25 protein-coding genes are annotated in these 25,430 nt (G+C 65.1%); 11 read left to right on the top strand and 14 right to left on the bottom strand.

The window, feature by feature from the left end; translation table 11 throughout:
• Positions 1 to 555: 555 nt before the first annotated feature.
• The 8 genes from AC5WS7_RS32680 to AC5WS7_RS32645 all read right to left on the bottom strand — a co-directional run bounded on the left by AC5WS7_RS32680 (position 556) and on the right by AC5WS7_RS32645 (position 9,620).
• Complete coding sequence (locus AC5WS7_RS32680; protein ID WP_495958473.1) at positions 556 to 879, bottom strand: helix-turn-helix domain-containing protein; 324 nt, start codon at positions 877 to 879, stop codon at positions 556 to 558.
• Positions 876 to 2,003, bottom strand: a complete 1,128-nt coding sequence (locus AC5WS7_RS32675) for a tyrosine-type recombinase/integrase (RefSeq protein WP_495958472.1) — start codon at positions 2,001 to 2,003, stop codon at positions 876 to 878. The genes AC5WS7_RS32680 and AC5WS7_RS32675 overlap by 4 nt, the downstream gene beginning before the upstream one ends.
• 122 nt (positions 2,004 to 2,125) lie before the next feature.
• Positions 2,126 to 3,271: a hypothetical protein gene (locus tag AC5WS7_RS32670; RefSeq protein WP_495958471.1), complete on the bottom strand. Its 1,146-nt coding sequence runs from the start codon at positions 3,269 to 3,271 to the stop codon at positions 2,126 to 2,128.
• Complete coding sequence (locus tag AC5WS7_RS32665; RefSeq protein ID WP_495958470.1) at positions 3,268 to 5,022, bottom strand: hypothetical protein; 1,755 nt, start codon at positions 5,020 to 5,022, stop codon at positions 3,268 to 3,270. The genes AC5WS7_RS32670 and AC5WS7_RS32665 overlap by 4 nt, the downstream gene beginning before the upstream one ends.
• Positions 5,019 to 6,584 carry a site-specific integrase gene (locus AC5WS7_RS32660; protein ID WP_495958469.1) on the bottom strand — a complete coding sequence of 522 codons (1,566 nt, stop codon included), beginning with the start codon at positions 6,582 to 6,584 and terminating at the stop codon, positions 5,019 to 5,021. Before AC5WS7_RS32660 ends, AC5WS7_RS32665 begins: the two co-directional genes overlap by 4 nt.
• Before the next feature lie 38 nt (positions 6,585 to 6,622).
• Entirely contained in the window at positions 6,623 to 7,396 is a 774-nt protein-coding gene (locus AC5WS7_RS32655; protein ID WP_495958468.1) for a hypothetical protein, read from the bottom strand.
• Positions 7,397 to 8,152: 756 nt separating this feature from the next.
• Entirely contained in the window at positions 8,153 to 8,347 is a 195-nt protein-coding gene (locus AC5WS7_RS32650) for a hypothetical protein (RefSeq protein ID WP_495958467.1), read from the bottom strand.
• An 856-nt stretch (positions 8,348 to 9,203) separates the two neighbouring features.
• Positions 9,204 to 9,620 carry a hypothetical protein gene (locus AC5WS7_RS32645; protein ID WP_495958466.1) on the bottom strand — a complete coding sequence of 139 codons (417 nt, stop codon included), beginning with the start codon at positions 9,618 to 9,620 and terminating at the stop codon, positions 9,204 to 9,206.
• 222 nt (positions 9,621 to 9,842) lie between these two features.
• Here AC5WS7_RS32645 and AC5WS7_RS32640 point away from each other — a divergent pair, with 222 nt between their 5' ends.
• Positions 9,843 to 9,965: a hypothetical protein gene (locus tag AC5WS7_RS32640; RefSeq protein WP_495958465.1), complete on the top strand. Its 123-nt coding sequence runs from the start codon at positions 9,843 to 9,845 to the stop codon at positions 9,963 to 9,965.
• 57 nt (positions 9,966 to 10,022) lie between these two features.
• Positions 10,023 to 10,829 (top strand): IclR family transcriptional regulator, encoded by an 807-nt coding sequence (locus AC5WS7_RS32635; protein WP_495958464.1) that lies wholly within the window; start codon positions 10,023 to 10,025, stop codon positions 10,827 to 10,829.
• 5 nt (positions 10,830 to 10,834) lie between these two features.
• On the opposite strand, the gene AC5WS7_RS32630 is transcribed toward AC5WS7_RS32635, so the two are convergent.
• On the bottom strand, positions 10,835 to 11,629 hold the full coding sequence (locus AC5WS7_RS32630; protein ID WP_495958463.1) for an IclR family transcriptional regulator: 795 nt from the start codon (positions 11,627 to 11,629) through the stop codon (positions 10,835 to 10,837).
• Between the two features lie 104 nt (positions 11,630 to 11,733).
• Here AC5WS7_RS32630 and AC5WS7_RS32625 point away from each other — a divergent pair, with 104 nt between their 5' ends.
• The 5 genes from AC5WS7_RS32625 to AC5WS7_RS32605 all read left to right on the top strand — a co-directional run bounded on the left by AC5WS7_RS32625 (position 11,734) and on the right by AC5WS7_RS32605 (position 16,108).
• Positions 11,734 to 12,531 (top strand): 2-keto-4-pentenoate hydratase, encoded by a 798-nt coding sequence (locus AC5WS7_RS32625; RefSeq protein ID WP_495958462.1) that lies wholly within the window; start codon positions 11,734 to 11,736, stop codon positions 12,529 to 12,531.
• On the top strand, positions 12,528 to 13,334 hold the full coding sequence (locus tag AC5WS7_RS32620) for a 2-keto-4-pentenoate hydratase (protein ID WP_495958461.1): 807 nt from the start codon (positions 12,528 to 12,530) through the stop codon (positions 13,332 to 13,334). The genes AC5WS7_RS32625 and AC5WS7_RS32620 overlap by 4 nt, the downstream gene beginning before the upstream one ends.
• 4 nt (positions 13,335 to 13,338) lie before the next feature.
• The gene (gene thmT, locus AC5WS7_RS32615; protein ID WP_495958460.1) at positions 13,339 to 13,536 is read left to right on the top strand and encodes a 2-hydroxymuconate tautomerase; all 198 of its coding nucleotides are present in this window, start codon (positions 13,339 to 13,341) and stop codon (positions 13,534 to 13,536) included.
• A 129-nt stretch (positions 13,537 to 13,665) separates the two neighbouring features.
• Positions 13,666 to 14,928: an acyl-CoA dehydrogenase family protein gene (locus AC5WS7_RS32610; RefSeq protein ID WP_495958459.1), complete on the top strand. Its 1,263-nt coding sequence runs from the start codon at positions 13,666 to 13,668 to the stop codon at positions 14,926 to 14,928.
• 178 nt (positions 14,929 to 15,106) lie between these two features.
• On the top strand, positions 15,107 to 16,108 hold the full coding sequence (locus AC5WS7_RS32605; RefSeq protein ID WP_495958458.1) for an AraC-like ligand-binding domain-containing protein: 1,002 nt from the start codon (positions 15,107 to 15,109) through the stop codon (positions 16,106 to 16,108).
• A 57-nt stretch (positions 16,109 to 16,165) separates the two neighbouring features.
• On the opposite strand, the gene AC5WS7_RS32600 is transcribed toward AC5WS7_RS32605, so the two are convergent.
• The 5 genes from AC5WS7_RS32600 to AC5WS7_RS32580 all read right to left on the bottom strand — a co-directional run bounded on the left by AC5WS7_RS32600 (position 16,166) and on the right by AC5WS7_RS32580 (position 21,031).
• On the bottom strand, positions 16,166 to 17,329 hold the full coding sequence (locus AC5WS7_RS32600) for an NAD(P)/FAD-dependent oxidoreductase (protein ID WP_495958457.1): 1,164 nt from the start codon (positions 17,327 to 17,329) through the stop codon (positions 16,166 to 16,168).
• A gap of 3 nt (positions 17,330 to 17,332) precedes the next feature.
• Entirely contained in the window at positions 17,333 to 17,527 is a 195-nt protein-coding gene (locus AC5WS7_RS32595; RefSeq protein WP_495958456.1) for a ferredoxin, read from the bottom strand.
• A gap of 50 nt (positions 17,528 to 17,577) precedes the next feature.
• On the bottom strand, positions 17,578 to 18,795 hold the full coding sequence (locus AC5WS7_RS32590; RefSeq protein WP_495958455.1) for a cytochrome P450: 1,218 nt from the start codon (positions 18,793 to 18,795) through the stop codon (positions 17,578 to 17,580).
• Between the two features lie 44 nt (positions 18,796 to 18,839).
• The gene (locus AC5WS7_RS32585; protein ID WP_495958454.1) at positions 18,840 to 19,748 is read right to left on the bottom strand and encodes an alpha/beta hydrolase fold domain-containing protein; all 909 of its coding nucleotides are present in this window, start codon (positions 19,746 to 19,748) and stop codon (positions 18,840 to 18,842) included.
• Between the two features lie 203 nt (positions 19,749 to 19,951).
• Entirely contained in the window at positions 19,952 to 21,031 is a 1,080-nt protein-coding gene (locus tag AC5WS7_RS32580) for a VOC family protein (protein ID WP_495958453.1), read from the bottom strand.
• A 494-nt stretch (positions 21,032 to 21,525) separates the two neighbouring features.
• Between AC5WS7_RS32580 and AC5WS7_RS32575 the strand changes: the two genes are divergently transcribed.
• The 4 genes from AC5WS7_RS32575 to AC5WS7_RS32560 form a co-directional block, all read left to right on the top strand.
• The gene (locus tag AC5WS7_RS32575; RefSeq protein WP_495958452.1) at positions 21,526 to 22,404 is read left to right on the top strand and encodes an acetaldehyde dehydrogenase (acetylating); all 879 of its coding nucleotides are present in this window, start codon (positions 21,526 to 21,528) and stop codon (positions 22,402 to 22,404) included.
• Positions 22,401 to 23,432 (top strand): 4-hydroxy-2-oxovalerate aldolase, encoded by a 1,032-nt coding sequence (dmpG, locus tag AC5WS7_RS32570; protein ID WP_495958451.1) that lies wholly within the window; start codon positions 22,401 to 22,403, stop codon positions 23,430 to 23,432. Before AC5WS7_RS32575 ends, dmpG begins: the two co-directional genes overlap by 4 nt.
• 237 nt (positions 23,433 to 23,669) lie before the next feature.
• On the top strand, positions 23,670 to 25,139 hold the full coding sequence (locus AC5WS7_RS32565) for an aldehyde dehydrogenase (protein WP_495958637.1): 1,470 nt from the start codon (positions 23,670 to 23,672) through the stop codon (positions 25,137 to 25,139).
• Between the two features lie 37 nt (positions 25,140 to 25,176).
• The coding region (locus tag AC5WS7_RS32560; RefSeq protein ID WP_495958450.1) for a hypothetical protein at positions 25,177 to 25,430 on the top strand (254 nt) is incomplete at its 3' end.

Here is a 25,430-nt window from a genome sequence, read left to right as displayed (position 1 = left end):
CCCCTCCGCCGTCCAGACGTGTCACGGGCTTGTCCAGTCGGCCGCAGTGCGCGCATTCCTCGAACGTTTCCGGGTCGTGGCTGTAGCAGCGGTAGCAGATCTTTCCCTCCGGTCTGCGGGCCGCGATGCGCACCCCGTCCTGACCGCAGCGGGCGCAGGTCGAGCGGCGCGATCGCCCGTCACAGGTGCCGCAGATCCGGCCTTCGGGACGTAACTGCCGCAATTCGGAAGCGGGCCTGCCGCAATGCGCGCAGACGATGCGATTCACGGGGTGTCCACCGTCGTGCAACACATCGACAAGCCGTATAAGTGTTGGCGGGCAATGCGATTCACCAGAAACGAACGCATCCGGATGGCCGACAAGATGGGCCGTCAACTCTTCGAGGAAGCGGGCGGCGCCACGAACCGGGATCGGCACCGCGACCTCGAGCGCGGCCGTCGCCGCGTCCGGCGTCAAACCGGGGAGCGCCGCGGTCAGCGCCGTATCCGCGCCATCCAACGCGGCTTCCATCCGCGCGGCCTGCGCGGCCAGGCGGGCCGCAGTCGACGGCGGAGTCACAAGCCCTGCGGCCGGCGGATCGACGTGCGCCGCACCGCCGGTGCGGGCCCGTGGTTCTCCCCGGCGGTCTTGCGAACCTCGGCGTTGACGGTCTGGATCTCGATCAGATCGTTGGGTGTGCAGCCGAGGATGTCGCACAACGCGGCGAGGGTGTCCATCGAAAGGCGTTGCGGCGGTTGGGTGACCAGGCGAAACACCTGCTCCCGCGACAGCTTGATCCCGCGCTCGGCAAGCTCGGGCACCAGGTCGCTGGTCTGGAACATGTCCTTGGCGGCCATGACCCGGCGCAGGTTCCACCGGTAGCCCATCTTCTTGATCACGAGGGATCGTCCTCCCACAAATCGGCGTGGCGTTCGGTCAGCTTCTGTCTCAGCAGCTGATTGCGGTACTCGTCGGACACCCCGGTGTATATCGCCGTGGAACTTGCCGTCACGTGCCCAGCCTGGTCCTGCACAAATTTCTCGGGGTATCCGAACTCGACAAGGTGAGTGATCATGCTGTGCCGCAGCGAATGTAAATCCAGGTCAGCCGACAGGCCAGCGGCGTCACGGCAGGTCTGGAACGCTTCGTTGGCGGCGCGCCTGGATAAGCGGCCGGACCGTTCGGTCACCCATATCGCCGGATGTTTGCCGACATCGAACCGCGGCCGGACCTCGGTGAGATAGTGATCGAGCACGTCGACAATCCAATCCATCTCCGGGACCGTGAACACGGTGCGCCGCTTCGGCGGGCTGCCCTTCGAGGACTTGCCCCACCGCACGAACAACGCACCATAACGTCTGTACTGGGGCATCTTCGGATTGTGCCGCAGGTCCGGCAGGTCCAGACCGCACCCTTCACGGCGCCGAAGCCCGTAAGCGTAGTAAGTCTTCAGAAGTGCGGAATCTCGCATCGCCGCCAGCGCACCTTTTCGGCGACGCTTACGGATTTCCTCGACCCGGCCGTCTGCGGCATCGAACAGCGCCTGGACCTCATCGTAGGACAACGGACGTCGTCCCGGCTGCCCCTCGAATTCGCTGGCATGCACGATGCTGTTGTCCTCGTGCAGGATCCGTGTCGGCACCTGCCCGAACTGGTCCTGGCAGATCGCCTGCCAGCCGTAGCGGCCATCGCAAATGAAGTCGCAGAACATCCGTAGTGAGTTCTGATACTGCCGGGCCGTCGAGACTGTGAAATTCGGGTTGTTTGTCCGGATGTGGTCGAAGAACGCCTCGACCTCCGCTGGCTCCCACTGCCACGGAAACTGATTCGAAAATTCCGCCAGGCGCCGCACCAACGACAGTCGCGGCTTGATTGTGCTGTCCCACTTCAGGAATCGGGTGCGCTGTTGGCGCGCCCACCCTTCGAGCATGCCCTCGAACACAGCTTTCGCCGGGTCCAGGTGCACAACCCCCTGAGCCAGCACCAGGTGTGCCGCACCCGGCAAATCCGCTGCTGGACCCACTCTCGCCTCCGTTGCGTTTGATGCAACATTGTTGAAGATGGACCGACTGAAGGCAAGAGCCCCAGGCAGATTCGATGCTAATCGATCCTGAGTCGCTGTCTGGTACCGTCTGAACTGCGGGTTCAGCCAATATCGGTACTGGTCGAATGCTGAATCAAATGCAATTCCGCGCGTTTTTCCGCGGGTCTCATGCCGGTCAAGTAGGCGCAGACAATGAACGCGGCCGTGCCGAGGTGCCGCCACAGGAACGGTACCTCACCGAAATCCAGCATTGTGCGCCAAGGCTTTCCGCTGATCTTCCCGGTGATGTCGACGTCGAGTGGGCAGGGCCCTGGATGTTGGACTGCTGCTGCTATCACGTCCTTGCGCCGACGAAGCATCACTTCCAGTTGCGCCAGGGTGGCACCGGTTCGGGCGCAGATGTAGCTTCTGGCGAGGGTGGGTTTGCCGGCGGTCATGGTCATCGGCATGGGGGCCTGGTTCGTCATGATCGTGTCGATGTAGGCGCGCAGCGCTGCGCGACCGGTCGGCGTGACCGGGTTCGTGCGGGCGGCGTCGATCATCCGCTGGCGTGCGGCGTGGGCGGCGAGGATATCGTCTGCGAAGTCGTCGATCATGCGCATCGCCCACACCAGCAGCGGCGCGATCGTTGCAGTCGAGAGGGTCTCGGTCAGGTTCTCCCCGCTGCCCCGGGTCGCGGGCGGGAGGTAGTCATCGACCCCGTGGTCTTCCCAGGGTGGTCGTCCTATCCCGGCGGGGCGAGCGCTGAGCTGATCGAACGCCCACAGCCGAGTCACCGCGACCAGCGCCGCGCGGCCGCCGAGACGCCCGGTAGTGGTGTCGCGCAGATGCCGCCCGTACTCGTGCAGGACGCTCGTGTCGCAGCCGGTGAAGCTGCTGATGTTTCGTGCCTCCAGCCAGAGCGCCAGCTTCATCCAGCACGCTACGGTCTCGTGGATCGAGGTGAAGCTGAGCCGAGCTCGCATGGTTTGACGGCCGCGGAGGAAGGTCGGCCTGAGCTGACCGTTGATCAGATTCCAGACCAGCAACCGCCCCTGCTGCTCGAACGTCGGCGGGCATGTGCGCCAGTTGATCGTGCGTGTCGTCTTACTGGGGTTGTCGGTCAGGGCAGCCAGCGACCACATCGGGTCGCTGTAGCGGCTGCTGCGGTGGGCGTTCAACGTGCCGGCCAGATGGGGAAGGACAACGGGGCTGTGCGGCGCTGGTAATGGCAGTAGAAAGGGGTCGTGGGGAACGGCGGTGGTCATGCGTCGAGAGCTCCTGTCAGGAGGTGGTCGATGAGGCTCCGGTCGTGCTCGGTGGCTCGTGACAGAGCCTGATCCCAGAGGCCGTCGCCGAGCGTGGTTTTGAGATCGTCGAGGCGGGCATGGGTATCACCCCAGTCCCGGCCCCAGGACGCGGTCGGCAGCACCGACCGCAGGTTTTCGAGGGCGAGATGGAGCACAGCCAGGCGCGGGTGATGGCCGGGATGGACATGCGCGTTCGGGCAGGCCAGACACATCAGAAACGAAGCACCGCACCCGGTCTCGGTCACCCCGAACGGGCTGCTGTCGGGGTCGGCACAATCCGCGGTCACGGTCTCCACATCCCCCGTACTGTGCTCATCGCGGAGTTCGGCGATCAGCACCGCGGAACGTGCCCGAGACAGGGCATCCTCGGCGCCGGCAGCGATAATCTCTACCGCCTGCTGCTGAACTCTCGCATCGTTCAAGACATAGTGACGGTCGTGGGTGCTCTGCGAATGCTGCCCTGGCTCACGGCGATCGAGTGCGGTCACGGTTTTACGTCCACGGCGAAACGGTGATCCGCTCAGGCCCTGGTCGCGCGCCCAGGTGAAGGCCGCGTCGCCGGTGACGCCGAACTGGAAGGGACCGACGGGCGGATGACGGTCGGTTCGAGTGGTTTGCCGGCCACGGAACCTGGAGTGCCACACCATCAGACGATCCGTCCCCGGCGCGAGATCCTCCACGACCGCCCTGGCAAAGCGGGTTGCCTGCAGAGCCTGGGTAATCAACCGCCCCTGAGAGCCGACACCATTATCGGTGAGATTCCTGGTTTCGTGATGACGCCCGGCGCCGCGCCGGAACTTCACCAGCGCGACCCGGTAGGTCGGCGAGCCGTCATCGCCCGGGTCCGCAGACGCGCGAGGCACTTCCAGCGTGTCGATCACCGACAAATTCCAGCCGTACTCCGCCATGAACAGCACCCCGAGCGCGACGGCCTCGTGCTGTGTGAGGAACAACCGCTGCCATGTCTGGGCACCTGTTCGCCCGCCCAAAGCCCTGATGTATCTCACAGGCATCGGGCTGTGCCCGTTCTCGTCGACGAAGGCGGCGCGCGGCGGCTCCCCGGTGCACGCCAGGACCTCCAGGGCTTCACCGATCAGCCAGTCCCGGCTGTTCTCGGGGTATCCGCCGCTGCGCCACCTCTCCAAGTGCTCGGCATTGTTCTCGATCCGTCGCAGCGCAGCCCGGAACATCACTCGCGCAACGCTTTTGACCTGATCGAAGTCGGCCTCGCTGTAGGACTGCGTACGGCTGGGCGGGCGCTTGAAACGCCGAACCAACTCATCGGCGACGGGACCGCTCTGCAGCCGCGCGTCACCTCGCAGCAGGCCCGCCACGTTGCGGAAGCCTTCCTGATCGCCGCCGGGCGCGAGTGTGGTTGCGCGCCAACGCTTGACGAGCGCCGGGGTGAATTCGTTCAGGTCGCGAGGCGGTTGGTGTTGCTGTGACAGGAACTCCGCGAACCGTTTCAGTTTCTGCCAGAGGTCGTGGGAGCTGTCGTGGCTGCCCCAGGTGTCGGGGACGCTGCGGACAGCGAACAGTCCGGCCAGCGAGCGCTGCATCGGCTCCGCGACCGGCAGCGCGGAAAAGTCATACTCTTTCAGACGGCCATTTCGGTCGAAGTGACGCACACGCAACCCCTCCGCGTCCAAAGGCTCGGGCCGAACATGATCGGCCACCGGCAGGACCGCTTTATGACCACGGGCGCTCACCGCGCACCTTCAGCTGTGGGCTGCCGGTGCTCTTCGAAGTCTTGGATGCGTTCGGATTCCCTTGCGATGCGGGCGAATACGGCATCCAGTTCGGGCATCGGCGCCGTGATCGGCTCGGCCGCGTCGGTGAGCATGGCCCGCAGTTGCAGGTCGGCGACCGGAGCCAGGTAGCGCTCGACGGTCGTCTCACGCGCCGCGTGACCCAACAGATTTTGCACCATGAACCACGGATCGCCGTAGAGCTGGCGAAAGTCGCGGCGTTCCTCCGGAGTCAGCCCGAATCTCTGGTCCATCAACGTATTCAGCACCACCAGCATGTAGAGCGCGAAGCTGTGACGAGTGGAATGCGGCGACGCGAAAGGCGCAAACACCTTATGAGGGTCCAGGCCCCGCCGGTTCGCCGGAGTCAACACCCGCTCACACCGGGTGTTCGCCGTCGTGAAAACCGCATTCCACGAATGCACCTGAAACGGCAACCCGCGCTCGTTGAGCCACAGCCACAGCGGCTCCAGCCCACGCGGCCCCTCGATGAACAACAGCATCCGCTCGCGCACCGTCAACCCGTTCAGGTCCCCACACCCGGTGGCACCATCCTGATCGCACCATCGCACGCTCGGGTTCAACCCCCGAGTCACCTCCGAAACAACCCACCGCTGCGACAGCTGCTCGTAGACGCGGGTCTTCTGCGCCTGACGCACAACCGCGGCCCGCGAGGAGTCGACGTAGGCATCGACCTCGCCGACGGCTTGGTCGGAAACATAGAACGTCCGTGGCTTCTTCGACCGGGTGACCTCGGCCGCGACCTTGCCACGGTAATAGCGGCCGCCGTCGAGTTGCCGCGCCGGGACCTCGAACGTCAGTAACGATCCGCCTTCGGCGCGCCGCAGCCCGGAACTCACCATCATGCGGGCAAAAGCGACGTTGCGATCCTCCAGCCGCCCAACCCATCCCGGCTCAGGTATCCCGTCACCGCCGTGGCCCCGAAGACCCACATCGATCCACCGCCTCCAAGTCCGAGGTGTCAGCCAGTGCACATTGCTGCGGCGAGTGTTCTTCGTCTTCGCGGCCGGCACCATCGCCACCGTCCCGTTGCGGCCGACGATCTGCTTCATCGTCACAGGGTTGGACGAGATGTGATCGTTCTTGTGCGCCCACGAGTACAAACTGGCGAATGCCGCCAACTCACGGTCCCACTTCGCGCCGCCGATCCGCGCCGGGTTCGTCTCGGCGTAACGTCGCCAGTGCTCGTAATCCTCCAGATCCCGCTCGGTACCCTCGGCCCAGCCTCGACCGCGCCTCCACAGAAACGTCAGCAGAAGGCCGATATCGGTTGCATAGTTCCGTCGTGTCTCGGTCGTATAGCGGCGGAAAGCCACCGACTGGCCATACAAGCCCAGCAACGGGTCTACTCTTCGATCCGGTGACAGAAAGATCGGGTCGCCCGCCTTCACCCCGACCGCCTCTTGTCGGGCAGCCCAATCGGTCCATCCGGTCAGCAGTCCCTGCCCTACTTCGCCCAGTCCCTCAGTCTCGGGAACCCACAACACCCGCCAGTCCGTCACGCCAGCCCTTCATCGAATGTGATTGATGCCCAACAGCATCAACACGCACATTCAATAGGGAACATAAAGATCTCCTCGGCGGCGTGCCGTAGGCACCCGGGAACGGTGACGATCACCTCGTCGTCGAAGATCCGCACGCGCACCCGCACCTCACCGCCACCGCACGGCGAGTACCCCCAGCCGAAGCGACGGGACCGGTCCGCGCCGAGAAGGCATCCGCGACTGTGGACGGCTTCGGCGGTCGTCGACAGTACGCTGGCCGCGGCCGTGGCCGATTCGAGCAGGTTGCTCAATGACCCTCCGGTGATTCGGTCCAGCCCGTTCAGCTTCACATACACCCCGTAGTAGGCGGCGGCTACGGTTGTCCACTCGACACAGTGGATCTCTGCGTCCTCACGCACCCGTTTCAGGTTGTCGAGCGCCTGCTGGACCGTTTTGCGGAATTGCTCGTTCGCCTCGTTCTGGGTGACCCCCTGCCAATAGGGCACGACCACCGTCTTCGGTGTCAGCTTGGCGGACTGAAGTGCGCGGACCTTCGGCAACAGCACATCCGCTGCGGCGGCGATATCCTCACGGGTCGGGTCCGCCATGCCTTCCTGAGCGAGTTCTTCGGCATCCTCGCGCCGCCAGTACTTTTCGACACCGTCGATCTCGATCTTCGACGGCCGCAATCGCGAGTTCCTCTCGGCCTGCTCACGCGCCTGCGCAGCCAACTCCTCCCCGCGCCGGAGAGCCTCGGCATACTTAACGCCAGCCTCGGCCGCGATCCTGCGGGCCCGGCGGCGTCGGCGCGCACTGCTGTTCTTCGGCATGTTCGTCCATTTCCGGCAGAGGTGCCCACGCCACCCTGCCTGCGACGAAACAAGCATCCGAACAGGGAGAAGGTGAACGCGGGCCCCGGGGAGGACCTTGGCCTGTCAGCGTCACCGAACCGGCGTGGGCGAGGCGACTCAGGCGAAACAGAGGAGCGCGTGCGCGGCCTGACACTCCGCAGGAGAGCTTATCCTCCCACGCCCGTCGAACGAATCAACTTCGCCGAAACCGCCTCGGCGCAGGCACGTCCTGCTCCGGGCGGGCCGATCGGAGGTCCGCTGTTGTGTACCGAAGTCGCCAGGCACACCCACTCCTCCACACGTCTGCTCGGCCAAAACGATCGCCCAGAACTCCGAGGGCTCAAAGCCAGTGGGACACCGGAACTGAGCGTTTCGCCCAGGCCGCGAGTTTGACGGCTGTCGTGGTTGTGATTGTGGCGCTTGTCGCCCCGAAGCACGGCAGCGGTCGCCAGTCTCCGCGATACTTGTGCGTGGATGCGGAGTTCTATACAGAAGGTCTATGGCCTGAACCTGTAGGACCGCGACTCACTCGCGACTCGGATCGCGCGGCAGGGGAACGTTCTGGACGAAGGGACCCACGGGTATGGTCGATCTCTCATGCCCGAGCTGTGACCGCGCAGACTGGATTCAAAGCGTCCCGGCGCTGCACGCGACCGGGGTGTCCACCGTATCCGGCACCGACCGATATTCCGGTGTTGGCGTGTCCCCCACGGGCCACCTGATACCGGTAGTGGGTCACGCAGCGGTCAACCGGACAAGCACGACAAGCTTGGCGTACGCGACAATGCCTGCGCCGTCACCGGTTTCGACCGCAGGAACGATATTGCTGGGGTCCTTCCTGTCGGTTCTGACGCTGCTGTGGCTGGCAGCATCAGTGGCGGCAGTCATCGGGGAATTCACCGCCAAGAATTCATCGATCGGCTCGATCATCGGAGTCACCATTGTCGCGCTGGTATTCGCCACGATCTCCATCGCACCGCCGGTGCTTGTCTTCGCCGTGGCCGCAAACCGCTCCCGCCGCAACCGCCAAGTGGAGCGTGGCCGCGGTGCCGCGCACGCGGCTTGGGGCCGTGGATGCTATTGCCACCGCTGCGGCGTGTGTTTCTGGCCGATATCTCCGGCACCCGGGGTAGCGGCCCGGCACCCGTTCTCCCCCGACGAGTTCCGGTGGGTGGTATGGAACATCGGCGGCTACGGTCGGCACTTCAACGCTGCCTGACCGGCCCCATCGGCCCCGTGCCAGGCGGCGCAAAAGGGACAGGTCAACGCTGTCAACAACCGTCATAGGTCGAATTTCGCTTCGATCACCAGCTGCCCCCGCGAAAACCGCAGGTCATCCCCGTTCCCATGTTCGGTGTGCCCCGCCGAGGGCACGAACCTGCGACCAACAACCGACACAGGCCCGATGGCGAAAACTCGGTACCGACTCCGCCGTCGTACCACTCCGAGGTGGAACAACTGGGCCACCAGTCGTCCGTGGTGTCGAAAGAGTGAGCCCGGCAGCAAGTTCGCACCGGCTACCGGGTTCGCCCGGGTATCGCCCCGCCGATCGCTCAGCTTGACCCGACGACCGTACCCGATCCCACTCCACCTGCCCGACTCCGCCGCCACCCACGCGGGCGACATTCACTCAGGAACCAGCCAAAGGGTCCGGCGAATCCCCTGCAACGACAGATGACCAAAGATCATCGGTCAGCATTGTCGAGATGAAAGACACTCGGCCACAACCTATTACGGCAGAAACACCCCGCCGACAGCGTTGAAACAATCGCGGCAATTACCTATGTTAGATGTCATCGAACACATGGTTCAGGCAAATCTGCCGCACTGAGGGGTTCAAGTCCCCACCTGCACTCGTCTTTCCGGCACATCCGCCAACTTCCACTGTCCGAAGCTCGGCAGCAGCATCCACCGCCGAACTGCGACTCCGCGAACGACCAAGCAACCATGGTGGCGATATCTGCTGGACGACCATCGTCATCGGGTGCTGTGGGAGCACCCAGAGGTTCGCCAGGACCCGCACTCGCTCGGTGACCGCGGCGCAGGCGCCCAGTGTCGCGACCATCTCCGGGTTCGAGAACGTCACCCGCTCACCAACGGAAACGCTCGAGAACGGGCCCGCGTCGATTCGCCGGGCCCAGTCGAGCGTCGTACCCGGTCCATAGCCGGGAGCCATCTGCGGAAGTGCGACACCGATCTTCATGTGGCGACCCTCTCAGACCCACCCGGCCCCGGTCACGCGATCCCCAATTCCGACAAATCACAGTCCACCCGGGCACCGACAACACGTCCGATCAGCGCACTGTGAGTGCCTGATCAACCGGAGTGTCCGAAAGGTGTGCGCCTGAGCCAGGATCCGACCACGCAGGAGCGTGCTGCCGAAGGCGAGGTGCAGCGCGACCAAGTCGCAGTAACGGGTTCGGTCATGACTGCCGTGACCGGCGACCCCGCGATGGGCAGTTGGGTGCAGGGCCGGCCGCCGGTGTCGACCAGGGGGAGGGCGCGTGCCGGTGACCGGCACGCACGGCTGGACCCGCATGTGAGCTGACACACAGACTTGGGTGAGGCGGCGCTGCCGGTCGTCGCCGAGTGGAAGGGAAGAACTATGGCGGCTCTCCAAACAGTGCAGAAAATCGGCCCGGTGCTGGACTTGTTCACCGTCTCCCGCCCCGAGTGGGGCGCCTCCGAGGTAGCGGCGGCGATCGATGTTCCTCGCTCGAGTGCACATGCCTTGCTGTCCTCGCTCGTCGAGACCGGGCTGCTGCAGTGCCGCAGCCGCGGCCGGTACCGGATCGGCTGGCGGGTAGTGGAGCTGAGCCAGACACTCAAGGGCACTGTCGATGTTCGTTCCTGCGCGACAGCCGTGCTCGAGGACCTCGCACACAAGTACGGCGAGACCACGCACCTGGCTGTGATGGAGCGATATCGCGTCCTGTATGTCGACAAGGTACTCGGCAACCATGTCATCAACGTCGCCGGAGCTAGGGTGGGCGCTCATCTCGAACCGCACTGTAGTGCGGTCGGCAAAGTTCTTCTGGCGCAGTGTGATCCGGGCGAGATTGAACGCAACATCACCACGAAGCCGCTGCGGCGACTGACACCGTCGACGATCACCAATCCGGCCGCCCTCGGGCAGGAACTGCGGTCGGTTCTCCGCTCCGGGTGTGCATTCGATGCGGGCGAGGCGGTACCGGAGGTGCACTGCGTGGCCGCTCCTGTGCGAGACGACATGGGGTTGGTGGTCGCGGCGATCAGTATGAGCGTTCCTGCGAGCCGGTTCGTTCCCGCTCAGACGGAGTTCAAGAATGCGGTCATCGCGGCCGGCGCGGAGGTCTCCCGTGCGATCGCGAACTCCGCGGATGCGGCGATTCGCACCTATCGCGACGACCCCACCCTCGCGGCGGCGATCTAACAGGCTCAACTGGACCGCATGGTCAGGTGCCGCGACAAGCTCAATGCCGCGGTCCGCACAGCGGCCGCCGAATGGTCGAGATTGATGCGAGTGTGCCACCCGGACACCGAAATTCCGGCAACGACCTGCCCGTCGGGCCCGAAGACGGGACTGGCCACGCAGGCAACACCGGGCCGCGACTCTTCCAGGTCGTATGCCACTCCGCGCTCGCGGATCCGCGCCAATTCCGCGGCGAACAGTCCCGGCGCGACGATGGTGCGCTCGCTCAGGCGAGCGAGGCCACCCGCGAGGATCTGCTCGACGACGGTCTGCTCGGAAAATGCGAGGATGGCCTTGCCGATGCCGGTGCCGTGCGCAGGCCACCGCCTGCCCATCCGAGTCGGCAACGGCGGAGAGTTCGGGCTGTGCAGAACCTCGAGGTACACCACACAGTCCCCGTCGAGGACGGCGAAGTGAACCGAGTGACCGGTTGCCTCCTGAAGATCCGCCATGAACGGGCGGGCGGCCTCGCGCAGGTTCCGTTGGCGTGGCACGTGCTGACCGAGTTCGAACAGTTTGAGGCCGAGCCGGTAGCTGGTGCCCTCGCGTTCGAGCAGCTTGGCCTCATACAGCGCCTTGAGCATGCGCTGCACACTCGACTTGGGTAAGCGACAACGGCGGGCGATCTCGGAGACCCCGAGGACGGTATCGGCGGCGCCGAGGGCGTCGAGCACAGTGACCGCACGAGCGATGGAGCCGACATCACCGGCAGCGGCGGCATCCAGGGAACTGTGCCGTTCATCGGCACGATCGTCTTGCATATCGGCCCCATACTGCCCGATGGTGAGAGTTCAGTGCAACACGTCACATCCCTGCGGAGCTGCGGCAGCGCTGCGGGACGTTCCCACCGAAAGCCCGAGGTCTTATGTCCACCGACGAGGTACAAGGCGCCGCACAGCGGCTGCTGGAGGCGTACCGCAGCGGCACGCCGATCGACCCCTTGACTCCGCACTTCGCTCAGGCGGAATTGTCGACCGCCTATCGCATCGCCCAAGCCCAGGTCGAGCAATGGGAAAAGGACGGTGACACCGTCAAGGGGCACAAGGTCGGACTCGCGTCCGTCGCGATCCAACGCCAGATGGGGGTCGACCAGCCCGACTTCGGTCACCTGACAGCGAGCATGTTCCACCTCGAGCATCATCCGATTCCGTCCACGACCTATATCCAGCCGCGAATCGAGCCGGAGACCGCGTTCGTCCTCGGTCGGTCCCTGACCGGTCCCGGCGTCACCATCGCTGATGCCGTGCGCGCGGTGGAGTTCGTGCTTCCGGCTCTGGAAATCGTCGATTCCCGGATTCGGGACTGGAAGATCGGCATCTTCGACACCATCGCCGACAACGCCTCCTCGGGTGGGGTCGTTCTGGGCAGCCGGCCAGTGCTGCTGCGCGACGTCGACTTGCGCCTGTCCGGTTGCACGTTGCACATCAACGGTGAACTCGTGGCGACCGGCGCCGGCGGCGCGGTGCTCGGGTCTCCGCTGAACTCGTTGGTGTGGCTGGCCAACACCGTCGGCCCTCTCGGCGTGACGCTCGAACCCGGCCATGTCGTGCTGCCCGGATCGATGACGAAAGCCTTCCCTATCTCGCCGGGCGATTCCATCGTGGCGACCATGAACGGACTCGGCACCGTATCCGCCATCCTTGGAGAGCGAGCAGAACAATGACGAGCGAACAGCGGACGAGCGAACAGCGCTGGAGCGCAGGCCGCATCGCCGACATCCTCCTCGACGCCGAGGCCACCACCACCTCGCGCACCTCGTTATCGGCCGAATGGGCCGGCCTGACCTTGCCCGTCGCCTACGAAGCGCAAGACATCGCACTCGCCGCGCGCAAAGCCCGTGGCGAGATCATCACCGGCATCAAGTTGGGACTCACCTCGCGTGCGAAGCAGCGCCAGATGGGTGTCGATGCTCCCTCGGTAGCCTGGTTGACCGATGTGATGGCTTTGCCCGCCGGGGATCCGGTTCCTCGCCACCGGCTCATTCACCCGCGCGCGGAGCCGGAGATCGCCTTTGTGATGGGCCGCAGGCTGGCTGGGCCCGGTGTCACCGCGGCGGAGGCGCTTGCGGCTGTCGACCGGGTCGCCGGTGCGATCGAGATCATCGACAGCCGCTACGCCGGGTTCAAGTTCACCCTCGAAGATGCTGTCGCAGACAACAATTCATCCGGCGTGTATGTCACCGGTCCGGTTCTACGGCGTCCGGAGGATCTGGATCTCACCCTCGAGGCGTGCCTGCTGGAGGTCGACGGCCAGATCGTCGACACAGCCACCGGCGCCGCCGTGCAAGGCCATCCGGCCGAGGCGCTGGCATTCGCGGCAAACACCCTGGCCGAGCGCGGGCACGCAATCGAAGCCGGGTGGACCGTACTGACCGGCGGGATGACCGACGCCATCGCCGTCGAACCGGGCGCTCGGGTGGCCGCTCACTTCACCTCGCTCGGCTCCATCACCATTTCAGGAGGATAGGCGCATGCCATTCATCGACGTCACGATCGGCCTGGGCCGCTCCCCGGAGCAGATCCGGGCGCTGATTCACGAGCTGACCGAAGCCGCGCAACGGTCACTCGGCGCGCCGAAGGAGAACATCCGCGTCGTCATCCGGGAAGTGCCGGAAACGCACTGGGCCGCCGGGGACATCACTGTCGCCGAGCGTCGGGCGGCACGCTGATCGGAGTGGCTGGACAATGCTGATTGGCACCCGGGGAGTCGATCAGCATTGCCGACACCACGTTGTCGTCGGCAACTGGGGGCCGTAGACCAGGAGAGACACACTGCCGTTCTTCTTCTGGGAGCCCCTATGACCTTGGTTCATGCCGTCGACACCGACCCCGAGAGCGACGCCTTCAACCCTCCACGCATCGCCGACCGGCTCTACCACGATCTGCTCTCCCCGCCGGAGATCAGACAGGTGCGCCACCAGGTACGCCGAATCGCGGCAGATGCGATCGCACCGATCGCCGGTCGCATCGCCCGCGGCGACGAACGCCTCGACGGATTCCCCCGCGACGCCTTCGACTCCCTCGCCTCGGCCGGAGTGTTCCGTATTCCCTTCGCCGGCGACGTCGGCGGTGACGACCTGACCCACCGCGCTACCGCGACCGCCGTCGCGGTCGAAGAACTCGCGTACTACTCCAACAGCGTCGCCGCGATCTTCGACGTGCACTGCATCCTCGCGGGCAACGCGGTCAACCAGGGAACCGACGCGCAGCGGCAGCGGTGGCTCGCCCCCGCCGTCGCCGGGGAGATCGTCGGATCGTTCGCCACCAGCGAGCCGGGCGCCTCGAGCGATCTGTCCCCGACCGCAGTCACTACCGAGGCCACCCCGACGGCCACCGGCTGGGTTCTCCACGGTCGCAAGCGCTGGATCACGAACTCGGTGGTAGCCGCCTTCGTCGTCGTGCTGGCACGCACCGGCAACCGGCTGAGCACTTTCATCGTGCCCACCGACACCCCCGGTGTCACCATCGGCACCCCCGACCGCAAACTGGGGAACAAAGGGCAGATCACTGCTGATGTCATCCTCGACCAGGTCCATCTCAACGCCGACGCGTTGTTGGGTGAGGAGGGCGGCGGACTCAAGATCGCCCTGCAGACCCTGACCTACGGGCGGATCGGCATCGCTGCGGCCGGGGTCGGGATGGCACAGGCCGCGTTCGACCACACCGCTGCCCACCTCGCGCGCAGGCAAGCCTTCGGCGGCCCCCTCGCAGGCAAGCAACACTGGCAGTTCCTCATGGCGGACCGGGCCACGACCATCGAATCCGCCCGCGATCTCTATCTCAAGGCGGCACTGCGCCTGGACTCCGGCGTCGCATTCCCCGAGCCGGAGGCGGCCATGGCCAAGCTGCGTGGCACCGAGATTTCCGTGGACATGGCCCGCGATGCGGTGCAAGCCTTCGGCGGGCTCGGGTTCACCCAGTCCCTGGGGGCAGACGACACCGACGGGCCGGTGGAGGCCTTCTACCGGGACAGCAAGATCGGTGAGATCTACGAAGGCGCGAACGAGGTTCAGAAGTGGGTGCTCGCCCGGCAGATCTTCGGCCGCGAGATCACAGGCTGACCGGCCGCCGACGTGGTCGCGGCGTAGCCGCTCGGCCACGTCGGTATTCCGTTGGGTCGTGTTCCGCGTATCCGAACAACATGCCCTCTCGAAGGCCGATTACGTCGGATAATCCTTTCGCGGGTAAGCGGTAGCCTTGTTCGTGTAACACTGCGTTCATCTGAGGAGGTGAACCGCGATGTCAACGATGTCAACGCGTGACGAGCAAGCCACCAACGCCCCTGATGAGCAAGCCACGCCACCCTCGCACACCACGCCGGTCCGCCAGGAGATGTCCGGCGGCCGCGAGTGGTGGACCGACACCCTCGCGGAAACCTACTGCGAGATGGACCCGCAATGGCAGTCGCCCAGGGGCCGCTTCGAGGCGAGGCTGAGCACTCGGCAGTTCGGAGATCTGTCGCTGAGCACCGTACGCGCCCATGCGCATTCGGTCTTGCGGACACCGGCGATGATCGCCGATACCGATTCCGAGGACTACTTCCTGTGCGCGGTGACCGGGGGTCCCGGGCGGATCGAACAACATGGACGTTCGATCTGGCTCGACAACGGCTCGTTCGCGGTGATCGACGCCGGTCGGCCGTTCCAGTTCGACTTTCCACAACGGTTCGAGCAGATCGTCGTTCGTGTTCCCCGCCCCCTGCTGCTGGGCCGTATGGCGGAAGGCGACATCGATCGCGCGATGGCGCAACCGGTGTCGGCGGCGTCTGGCGCGGGCGTTGTCGTCAGCCGGTTCCTACAACAACTCGCCGCCCTCGATGCAGCGGTGCCCGATGCTCCGGCCGCCGCACTGTCGGCCTCCGCGTTGGACATGATCGTGACCGCATTGGCGGATACGGGCTGGGCTATGAGCCCGACGCAGCAGGCCCACACCGCGGATCTGCATCGGGCACAGAATCTCCTCAAGACGCGGCTCCACGATGAGAACTTCTCTATCGCCGAAGCCGCTGCCGAACTCGGTATCTCGGTGCGTTATCTGCAGAAGATATTCCACAGCACCGGAAGTACGCCGAGCGAATGGCTTCTTCAGGCCCGGCTCGAACGCGCCCGCATGATCTTGCTCAGCACCGACATCACCATCGGAGCACTGGCAACTCGGGTGGGCTTCAAGGACATCTCCCACTTCAGCCGGTCGTTCCGCAATCTCTACGGGGTAAGCCCCGGGCAGTACCGTCGGCGCTGACCCGAAAACGACTGCACCGGAGCCCGTTCCATGCCAACGGACTCCGGTGCAGTGTTTTCAGGGGTTCGTGCCCGAGTCGGCCAGCGCGCGCCGGTACTTCAGGAACGCCTTGTTGTCATTCGCGGTGATTCCGGCCACCAATCCGCTGTCTCCCAACCCGTCCCAGTTCCACCTCCCCTCCGCCCCGGTCTCCACCGGTACGAAGGTGTCGGCCATCGTGACGAATCCGGCGGCCTTGAAGTGTATGTCGTACTGATCGGTCCAGAAAGTAGGAATCGGACTGTACGGGCTCTTACTCCCGGCCGCGGCGAACAGGTTCTCCGCCGCGGCCGCACCCATGTCGGCCGCGTTCGACCAGTGTTCGATCCGAACCCGTTTGCCGACGCCCCGGTGCGTCCACGATGCGACGTCACCGACGGCCACGATGTCCGCGTTCCCGGAGGCGTGGCAGAACTCGTCGCACACCACGCTGCCCTGTTCGAGTTCGAGACCCGATCCGGACAACCACCCGGTGTTGGGAACCGAGCCGAGCGATAGCAGCACCAGATCGGCGTCGAGTATCTGCCCGTTATCGAGTTCGACCTGTTCGACTCGACTCCCGCCACGGAATTCGGTCACTGAGGTATTGCAGTGGATGTCAACTCCGTGGTCACGGTGCAGGCGTTCGGCGAACTGACCGATATCCGGCCCGAGCAGAGGCATCAACGTTGCCGCCCGCTCGACGATGGTGACCGAAGCCATTCCGTTGGCTCGGAGGCTGGAGGCGACCTCACACCCGATGAAACCGCCTCCAACGATCACCACACGGCTGGCATGCTGTGCCGCGGCACACAAGGCGACCGCGTCGTCGAGACCGCGGAGCACATGGAACCCCTCCATGTCCGGTAGCCCCGGCAGCGATCGTGCCCCGCGGCCGGTGGCGATGATCAGCTTGTCGTATCCGATCTCGCCGTCGATAAGATGCAAGCGGCGCTTCTCCACATCCAGCGCGGTCGCGGCGTTACCGAGGATCCATTCGAATTCGTCTGCCGCGGTGTCGAATTCGCACTCCGTCGCCGTCATCGTTCCGGCGATCAGCTGCTTCGACAACGGCGGACGATTGTACGGGCGATGCTTTTCGTCCCCGACGATGGTGATCAGCTCGGATGTGCCGATCTCGCGCAGCCGCTGCGCTGCACGAAGGCCGGCCAGCCCGGCGCCGACGATCACTGTGTTGGTCACGACTCAACCCTCGACGCGGATGGCGGCGACAGGACAGAGCTTGATCGCGGCGTTGACCTTGTCGCGAAGCTCCTCGGCGGGCGAGTCGTCCAGCAGGATCACCTCGTCGCCGTCGTCGTTGAGGTCGAAGACCTCAGGGGCGGCGATCACGCACTCACCGTGCCCGTCGCACATTCCGTACTCGATATGGATCTTCATTTCTCTTTCCTTCCCTATGCGATAGGGACGACGTCAGGGACGTCGGTCAACTAGTTCTCGTCTGCCCAGGTGATGGCCAGTTCCAGCGCACCGAGGCTGCGGATGATGTTGTTCGGCTGGAAGCGGTACTTACCGGCATGGAAACGTTCGACGTTGTCGGCGAGCACGTTGAACAACGTGATCATCTCCAGACGCGCCAGCGGCTTACCCAGGCACGCGTGCTTGCCGCGGCCCCAGCCGAGATGACCAGCCGGATCCCGGGTGATGTCGAACGAATCCGGATCCGCGAACTTGCGCTCGTCCCGGTTTGCCGATCCGTACATCACCACCACGCGCGCCCCCTCGTGGATCGGCACACCCGCGATCTCGGTGTCCTTGGTCGCAACGCGAGTGAAGAACTGCAGCGGGGACGCCAACCGCACAATCTCGGGAATCGCACTAGTCAGCAGCGACCGATCCGCGCGCAACCGGTCCCACTGGTCCGGGTTCTGCGCGAACAGCAGCAGACCGATACCGATCGCACTGATGGTGCTGTCCACACTCGGGTAGATGTAGTCGTTCATCACCCCGCGGGCAAAGTCCTCCGGCCACCCGACGTCGGCACCGTTCTTGAACAACTGGTCCGCCCAGCCACCCTCACGCACGTTGCTCGGGAAGTTCTCGTCGGCGAACTCCATGTAGCCCATCATCGTTTCCAGCGCCGGCTGGGTTCGCGGGGCGTGCAGGGGTCCGATGCTGTCGAATCCGGCCACGCCCCACTTGAACATCTGTTCTTGGGTGACGCCCTCGACGCCGACCAGGTCGGTGACGATCTCGATAGGCATCGCCATCGCCACGTCGGCGACGCCGTCGAGGTTGTCCTTGCCCTTCAGGGTTTCGACCAGGTTCTCCGCGAAGGACTGCAGTCGTGGCTTGAGTTCTTCCAGCGGGCCCTTCTTGATGGGGCATCCCTCGACCTGACGAATCTCATCATGGTGATCGCCCTCGGTCTGCAAGCTCGTCTCGGTGATTCCGTTGAAGAACTGGTTGAATCCCACACCCTCGCGGGAGGTGAAGGTCTCCCAGTCCGAGAGCACCGCGGACACCTCCTTGTAGCGCGCGCAGGCGTAATAGCCGTACTTGTCGAGCCAGACCACCGGCCCGGCGTCGCGCAGTTTCGCGTAAGTGGGAAACGGATCGACGAGCACCGCGTCGTCGTGAAGATCGTCATCGAAGCTCGGAATACCGGCCGGCCGCTGCTGCTGCTCGATAGCTGCATCCTGCGTCATTGTTCTGCTCCTTGAATGTTGTCGGAGGGGAAGTTCTGGTGGGGTCAGCCCCGAAGGTGCGCCGCAAGAAAGGCGGCGGTGATGCCGAGATGATCGGGCTCGTCGAACTCCGGGCCTTCGTGGCCCGCACCGCCCAACACGAGGAGCGTGGACCGAGCACCGACGCTGACCAGGGCGTCATGCAGTGCGCGGCTCTGCGAAGACAACGTGATCCGGTCGCGGTCACCATGTGCGATCAGAAATGGCGGGGCCAGAGAGGTCACCCGACTGAGCGGACTGGCGTTCCACGACGCGTTCGTGGGTGCCGAGACCTCATCGTCGCCCAGCAACGCGTTCTCGAACGGTGGTGGGAGGAGGTGGCTTTCGATCCAGCTTCGCCCGGCGTTGGCAGCGAGATCGGAAGGACCGAACCAGTGGACGACGGCGTCGACTCGGCTGGACTGATCGAGATCGTCGCCGACAACACCTTCGAGTTCTTCGTCGCCGGGCGTCAGCCCGACCATGGTGGCCAGGTACGCGCCGGCCGACGCGCCCCACACGCCGATCCGGTCGGTCGAGACCCCGAGCTCATCTCCGTGCGCCCGCAGCCAGCGCACGACCGCCTTGACGTCGTGAATCGGGCTGGGATACGAACCCTGCGGCGCGAGACGATAGTTCGCGGACACCACGGTGATTCCGTACGAGGCCAGCCGTGCCAGACGTTCGTCGGCGCCGTCCTTCTTGTCGCCGAGCTGCCACCCACCCCCGTGGAGGTAGATCACGGTCGGCGGGTTGTCGATCTCGGGGCGGTACACATCGACAGCGATCTCGAAGCCATCCACCTCGGCGACGCGCAGATCCGACTGCACTTGAACGTCATTCATGAAGAAACCTTCCAAAAGGTCAGGTCGGGGAATCGACAGGGATTCGTCGTGCTCGGGCCTGTCGAAGCCGGAGCCTGTCGCGAAGATCACTCGCGGTTGTTCCTGTGATCCACAACACTACGGGTCGGCGTGTGGGGCGGCCATGGCGTCAGGCGCACATCCTTTGGCATCCAGGCGCACGGCTGCGGCGGTGGGAACGCATGGCAGCGGAATCGCCACCTGCACACAAGAAAACGCGACGGACACGTGATCCGTCGCGTCGTCCGTTGGATGACGGGGCGCCGTCAGTCTTTCTACGCCGAGGGCGCGCCGGCGACGGCGCGGGAGTGGTCGATCTCGTCCGGTACGGCCTGGTCGGCTGCTGCAGCGTCGGGGCCGCCGGGGCCGAAGTGCGCATACTTTTCGATGTGCTGGTCGAGTGAGAGCGGACTCGGTGTGCCGTAGGTGAAGTAGGTTTCCCACGGCAGTTTCGCGCCGCCGATCGCCAGCCCGGTATCGATATCGGACATCTGCCAGGTCTTGGTCTCACCGTCGGGATCGAGGTGCAGGTAGCCGACCTCGCCGAACAGCTCGATGCGGTTGCCGCCGGGTTCGAAGACGTAGAGGAACTGCGCCTGGGTGATGCCGTGCGCATCGGGGCCCGCTTCGATGCGAATGTCGTAGTCCCGGAACATCTCCGCCGCGTCGATGTTGTGCTGGCCGGTGCCGTAGTAGAACGCGAGATGGTGCAGCTTGCCGCGTTCGCCCTGGGCGTCGCGCAGGCAGGCGATCTCGTGGCCGAGGATGTTCGAACTCATCCATGCACCGATCTCGGTGGTGCCGTCGACGACTCGTTCGGTGGTGCGGAATCCGAGATGGCGTTCGAAGGAGTTCTTCACCGCAGTGACGTCACTGGCGAGGATATTGAGGTGATCGATGCGCTTGACCGGGATGCCCTGCAGCGGCTTCTTCGATGGGCGAGTGAGGATCTTGGACCGCAGCTCCGGCGGGGCCTGGTACTTCTCGACCTCCCACAGCAGTTCCAGGTTGTGCCCGTCCGGGGATTCGTAGGTGAAGGCCTTGCCGTACCCGAAGTCACTCTCGCGCCAGGAGCCCTCGACGTTGGCGTCCGCGAGTGAGGCCGCCCGGCGTTCGAGCGCCTCCGGGGAGCTGGTGCGCAGCGCCGCGTGTCCAAGGCCGGCCTGGGCGGATTCGGTGACTTTCAGGCTCCACTGGTACGGATCCTCGTAGGCGCGCAGGTAGACCGACTGCCCCTCGGTGTGGGTTATGTACATACCGAGGAACTTCGTGAAGAAATCCACCGTTTCCTGCGGCTTCGGGCTCAGCAGTTCGGCACGGGCGAGATGGGAAATCTCGAACCGAGGGTCAGTCATGTTACTTCTCCTTCATTGCGCCACCAAGACCGCGGGCGGCCATACCAGCAGGCAGCGATTGGGGTGGATACGGGATCCGGGCGGGGTACACCCGGGCCCTTCAAACCGGCGGTGACCGCTGTCACGGTGCCAACTGCCTGTGGCCTACGACACTACGAGTCAGGATGCCGACCAGCCATGGCTCCACGCGCACATCGTTTTGCCTCCACGCGCACCGGACGTAGACGCGAATATCCGTTGCCTAGACTCCCCGACGCCGCTGTGATCAGCGTTTCTCGGAGAGTTCTCCGAGTAATCGGAATCCAAGCGGTCCGACGATGGACTGGCGTTCGGCTATTCCGGCTACCGAACCTCCTACCGGACATCAGTGGTTTTCTCATACAGGACTTCGGTGGGGTGCGAGCGCGATTCGGCGCAGACCGCACGCGGGTGCTCCGCCACTTTCGACGCACCAGGTTCTGCCGATACCGGCAGACATGAGCGAGAGGCACACTATGAGTCGCAAGAGCGCCGCGATTATCGGCTCCGGCAACATCGGGACGGACCTGATGTACAAGCTGCTGCGGTCCGAGCACGTCGAACCCCGCTTCATGGTGGGCATCGACCCCGACAGCGAGGGGCTGGCCCGAGCCCGTCGGGAAGGCATCGAAGCCTCCTCCGGGGGGCTCGACTGGCTCCTTGCTCAGCCCGAGTTGCCGGACATCGTGTTCGAAGCCACCTCCGCGAGGATCCACGCAGCTGCCGCACCGCGCTATGCCGAGGCAGGCATCACCGCCATCGACCTGACCCCAGCCTCGGTCGGCCCGTACGTCGTGCCCGCCGTCAACCTCGACGCGCACCTGAGCGCCCCCAACGTGAACATGGTCAGCTGCGCGGGCCAGGCCACCATCCCCATCCTCTACGCCATCAACGAGGTCGCCGACGCCTCCTACGGCGAGATCGTCGCGGCCATCGCCTCCCACAGCGCGGGCCCGGGCACCCGCCAGAACCTCAGCGAGTTCAGCGAGAAGACCGGTAAGGCTCTCGCCCAGGTCGCCGGCGCCGACCGCGCCAAGGCCATCTCCGTGATCAACCCGGCCGAACCGCCGATGAACATGCGCGACACCGTCTACGCCAAGGTCCGCAACCCCGACCCGGACGCCATCGAGCGCGCCGTGGTCGACATGGTCGCCAAGGTCCAGCAGTACGTCCCCGGCTACTCGCTGCGTTTCGTCGACGTCGACGGCGACCTGGTCACCGTAATGCTCGAGGTCGTCGGCGCCGGCGATTTCCTGCCCACCTACGCCGGCAACCTCGACATCATCACCGCCGCCGCCGTCCAGATCGCCGACGTCATGGCCCAGCAGAACCTCGTCCAGGGAGCAGCACAATGAGTAAAAAGGTCACGATCGTCGACACCACTCTGCGCGACGGCATGTCGTCGGTGTCGCACCAATTCACACCGCGGAACGTCGCTGACATCGCTCGCGGACTGGACCAGGCCGGCGTCCCGACGATCGAAGTCGCGCACGGTATCGGCCTCGGTGCCTCCTCGATCCAGTACGGGTTCGCCGCCGCCACGGACCCCGACTACGTTCGGGCCGCGGTCGACGCGGTCGAGAATGCCGACATCGCGGCCCTCTACGTACCCGGCATCGCAACCCTCGCCGAACTCCAGGAGGCCATCGACGCCGGCATCAAGACCGTGCGCGTCGCCGTGCACTGCACCGAGGCCGACTGCGGCCAGCAGCCCGTCGAATGGGCCAAGGAGCAGGGCCTGACGGTGATGACGTTTCTGATGATGAGCCACAAGCTGGAGGCCGAGCCCCTCGCCGAGCAGGCCGCCAAACTCGACTCCTACGGCGCTGACGTCGTCTACGTCGTCGACTCGGCCGGCGCCATGGTCCCCCAGCACGCCGGCGACCGCGTCGCTGCGCTGCGTCAGGCGATCACCGCCGACATCGGGTTCCACGCCCACAACAACCTCGGTGTCGGAATCGCCAACGCGCTCACCGCCGCCGAGAACGGGGCAACCTTCATCGACGGCTCGCTGCGCGGGCTCGGCGCCAGCGCAGGAAACGCCCAGACCGAGGTGCTCGCCGCCGCGTTCGAACGGGCCGGCTGGGAAACCGGCGTCGACTTGTTCCCTCTGATCGACACCGCCGAACACGTTGTCGCCCCGCTGATGAAGGATCCGCAGATCGTCGACGAGACCGCGCTCGTGCTGGGCTACGCCGGCGTCTACTCCACGTTCTTCCACCCCACCAAGCGGGCAGCCAAGAAATTCGGGGTCCCGGCGCGCGACATTCTCCTCGAACTCGGCCGCCGTGGCGTTATCGGTGGCCAGGAGGACATGATCATCGACGTCGCCTCCGAACTCGCCGGCCGCACCTACGAGACTCCGGCACTGGCGGGACGCTGATCGTACGACCCGGGTGCTGTGGCCGCTGTTCCTCAGCACCCACGTCGTTCGATTGTCGTGCTGTTGCTGTGCGCATGGAGACCACGCGATGTGCGTGTGAGGCCATGGTCTGCACGAAAAACAGCTCGTAGTGTCGTGAGTCACGAACACCACGTGCATGACACGCCGCGCATTTGCCGCGTTCACATCAGGACCGGCGAGCCGATCGGCCTCGGTCCTGGTTCAACAGGAGAGCCCATGACAGCAGTACCGGAAATTTCCGACGTCAAACACCTCATCGGTGCCGACTGGCGTCCCGCATCGGACGGCGCCACGTTCGAGACCCGCGACCCGCACGACGGTTCCCTACTCGGTACCGTCGCGCGGGGAACCGCCGCCGATGGAACAGACGCCGTCTCCGCGGCGCGCGCAGCGTTCGACGACGGTCCGTGGCCGCAGATGTCGCCGAAGGAGCGCGCGAAGATCCTGCACGCGGTCGCCGACAATGTCGACGAACACCGTGCGGAACTGGCCCAGCTCGAAACTCGCGACGGCGGCAAGAGCATCAACCAGTCCCTGCACGCCGAGATCCCCCGGGTGGCGCACAACCTGCGGTTCTTCGCCGACTACGTGTCGATGGCCGCCAATGAGGCCTACCCGGACGGGGACCTGCTCTCGTACGTCCTGTACCCGCCCGCCGGGGTGGTGTCGGCGATCAGCCCCTGGAACGCGCCGCTGATGCTCGCGACGTGGAAGATCGCTCCCGCGTTGGCCTTCGGTAACACCACCGTCCTCAAACCGGCTCCGCAGACGCCGCTCACGGCCCACCGCTTCGCCGAGCTCGCTCTCGAGGCCGGCCTGCCCGAGGGCGTTCTCAATGTGGTCCACGGTTTCGGTGGCGAGGCCGTCGCCGGCCCGCTCACCGCGGACCCGCGGGTCGACCGGATCACCTTCACCGGATCCAGCGCCACCGGCGTGAAGATCCTCCAGGCCGCCGCTGCAAACCACACCCCGGTTTCAGCGGAGATGGGCGGCAAGTCCGCGAACATCGTCTTCGCCGACGCCGACCTCGACGTTGCTGTGCCAATGTCCTTGCGCGCCATCTTCGGCGGCAACGGACAGGTCTGCCTGTCCGGGTCGCGTCTGCTGGTGCAGAACTCGATCATGGAGGAGTTCCTCGAACGGTTCGCCGAACAGGCCCGAGCCCTCACCGTCGGTGACCCGAAGGATCCCGCCAATTTCGTCGGCCCGCTCATCGAGGAGAAGCACCTCGAAAAGGTGCACGGCTATGTCGAGCTGGCGCAGGAGGAAGGCGGCAAGATCATCACCGGCGGGTCCCGCCTCACCGACGCCGCCCGTGCGAAGGGGTTCTACTACCCGCCGACCGTGATCACTGGGCTGACCAACGACTCGCGTACCGCGCGCGAGGAGATCTTCGGGCCAGTCGAGACCGTCCTCGGTTTCGACACCGAGGACGAGGCGCTGCGCATCGCCAACGACTCCCCATACGGTCTCGCCGGCATGCTGTTCACCGACAACCTCAACCGCGCCCACCGCATGGCCGCTCGCTGGAAAGCCGGCACCGTGTGGATCAACACCTTCTTCGAGCGCGATCTCCGCCTACCGTTCGGCGGTGAAGGCAGCAGCGGACTCGGCCGCGAGGGCGGCCAGTACTCCCGCGAGTTCTTCACCGAACCGCGAGCAGTCACCATCCGCTTGCGCCGTTAGTGCCTCGTTCAGAAAGGCCGGGAGAAGGTAATCGGCTATGACCGCCAAAGAATGGTTTCCATCCGAAGGCCAGGTTCACCTGCGGATCTGGCTGGCTGGCGCGGTCTTTGATTACGCAGCCGCCTCAGCAGTAGTATGGAACTTGATCGACGACTGGAGGCGAAAGCATTGGTGTGCAATCGAATTTGTGCGCGACGCCGTCGATGACTGTCGGCCGCTGCCGCGCCTGCCGTGCGAGCGATTATTCCTAGGATCGCACTTTCCGGTTACCAAACAGACTTTTCGGACAGG

This window comes from Nocardia sp. PLKS1-43, from assembly GCF_059510335.1.
The sequence above is the reverse complement of the archived record's forward strand: the minus strand, read 5'-3'. Positions and strand labels throughout refer to the sequence as shown.

Coding starts and splice junctions, on each gene's coding strand:
- AC5WS7_RS32670 (WP_495958471.1), bottom strand. CDS start 3,271: ATGACCACCGCCGTTCCCCACGACCCCTTTCTACTGCCATTACCAGCG.
- AC5WS7_RS32625 (WP_495958462.1), top strand. CDS start 11,734: ATGTCCACCGACGAGGTACAAGGCGCCGCACAGCGGCTGCTGGAGGCG.
- thmT (WP_495958460.1), top strand. CDS start 13,339: ATGCCATTCATCGACGTCACGATCGGCCTGGGCCGCTCCCCGGAGCAG.
- AC5WS7_RS32575 (WP_495958452.1), top strand. CDS start 21,526: ATGAGTCGCAAGAGCGCCGCGATTATCGGCTCCGGCAACATCGGGACG.
- AC5WS7_RS32590 (WP_495958455.1), bottom strand. CDS start 18,795: ATGACGCAGGATGCAGCTATCGAGCAGCAGCAGCGGCCGGCCGGTATT.
- AC5WS7_RS32595 (WP_495958456.1), bottom strand. CDS start 17,527: ATGAAGATCCATATCGAGTACGGAATGTGCGACGGGCACGGTGAGTGC.
- dmpG (WP_495958451.1), top strand. CDS start 22,401: ATGAGTAAAAAGGTCACGATCGTCGACACCACTCTGCGCGACGGCATG.
- AC5WS7_RS32620 (WP_495958461.1), top strand. CDS start 12,528: ATGACGAGCGAACAGCGGACGAGCGAACAGCGCTGGAGCGCAGGCCGC.
- AC5WS7_RS32610 (WP_495958459.1), top strand. CDS start 13,666: ATGACCTTGGTTCATGCCGTCGACACCGACCCCGAGAGCGACGCCTTC.
- AC5WS7_RS32650 (WP_495958467.1), bottom strand. CDS start 8,347: ATGATCGAGCCGATCGATGAATTCTTGGCGGTGAATTCCCCGATGACT.
- AC5WS7_RS32630 (WP_495958463.1), bottom strand. CDS start 11,629: ATGCAAGACGATCGTGCCGATGAACGGCACAGTTCCCTGGATGCCGCC.
- AC5WS7_RS32565 (WP_495958637.1), top strand. CDS start 23,670: ATGACAGCAGTACCGGAAATTTCCGACGTCAAACACCTCATCGGTGCC.
- AC5WS7_RS32580 (WP_495958453.1), bottom strand. CDS start 21,031: ATGACTGACCCTCGGTTCGAGATTTCCCATCTCGCCCGTGCCGAACTG.
- AC5WS7_RS32655 (WP_495958468.1), bottom strand. CDS start 7,396: ATGCCGAAGAACAGCAGTGCGCGCCGACGCCGCCGGGCCCGCAGGATC.
- AC5WS7_RS32605 (WP_495958458.1), top strand. CDS start 15,107: ATGTCAACGATGTCAACGCGTGACGAGCAAGCCACCAACGCCCCTGAT.
- AC5WS7_RS32645 (WP_495958466.1), bottom strand. CDS start 9,620: ATGAAGATCGGTGTCGCACTTCCGCAGATGGCTCCCGGCTATGGACCG.
- AC5WS7_RS32640 (WP_495958465.1), top strand. CDS start 9,843: ATGACTGCCGTGACCGGCGACCCCGCGATGGGCAGTTGGGTGCAGGGC.
- AC5WS7_RS32635 (WP_495958464.1), top strand. CDS start 10,023: ATGGCGGCTCTCCAAACAGTGCAGAAAATCGGCCCGGTGCTGGACTTG.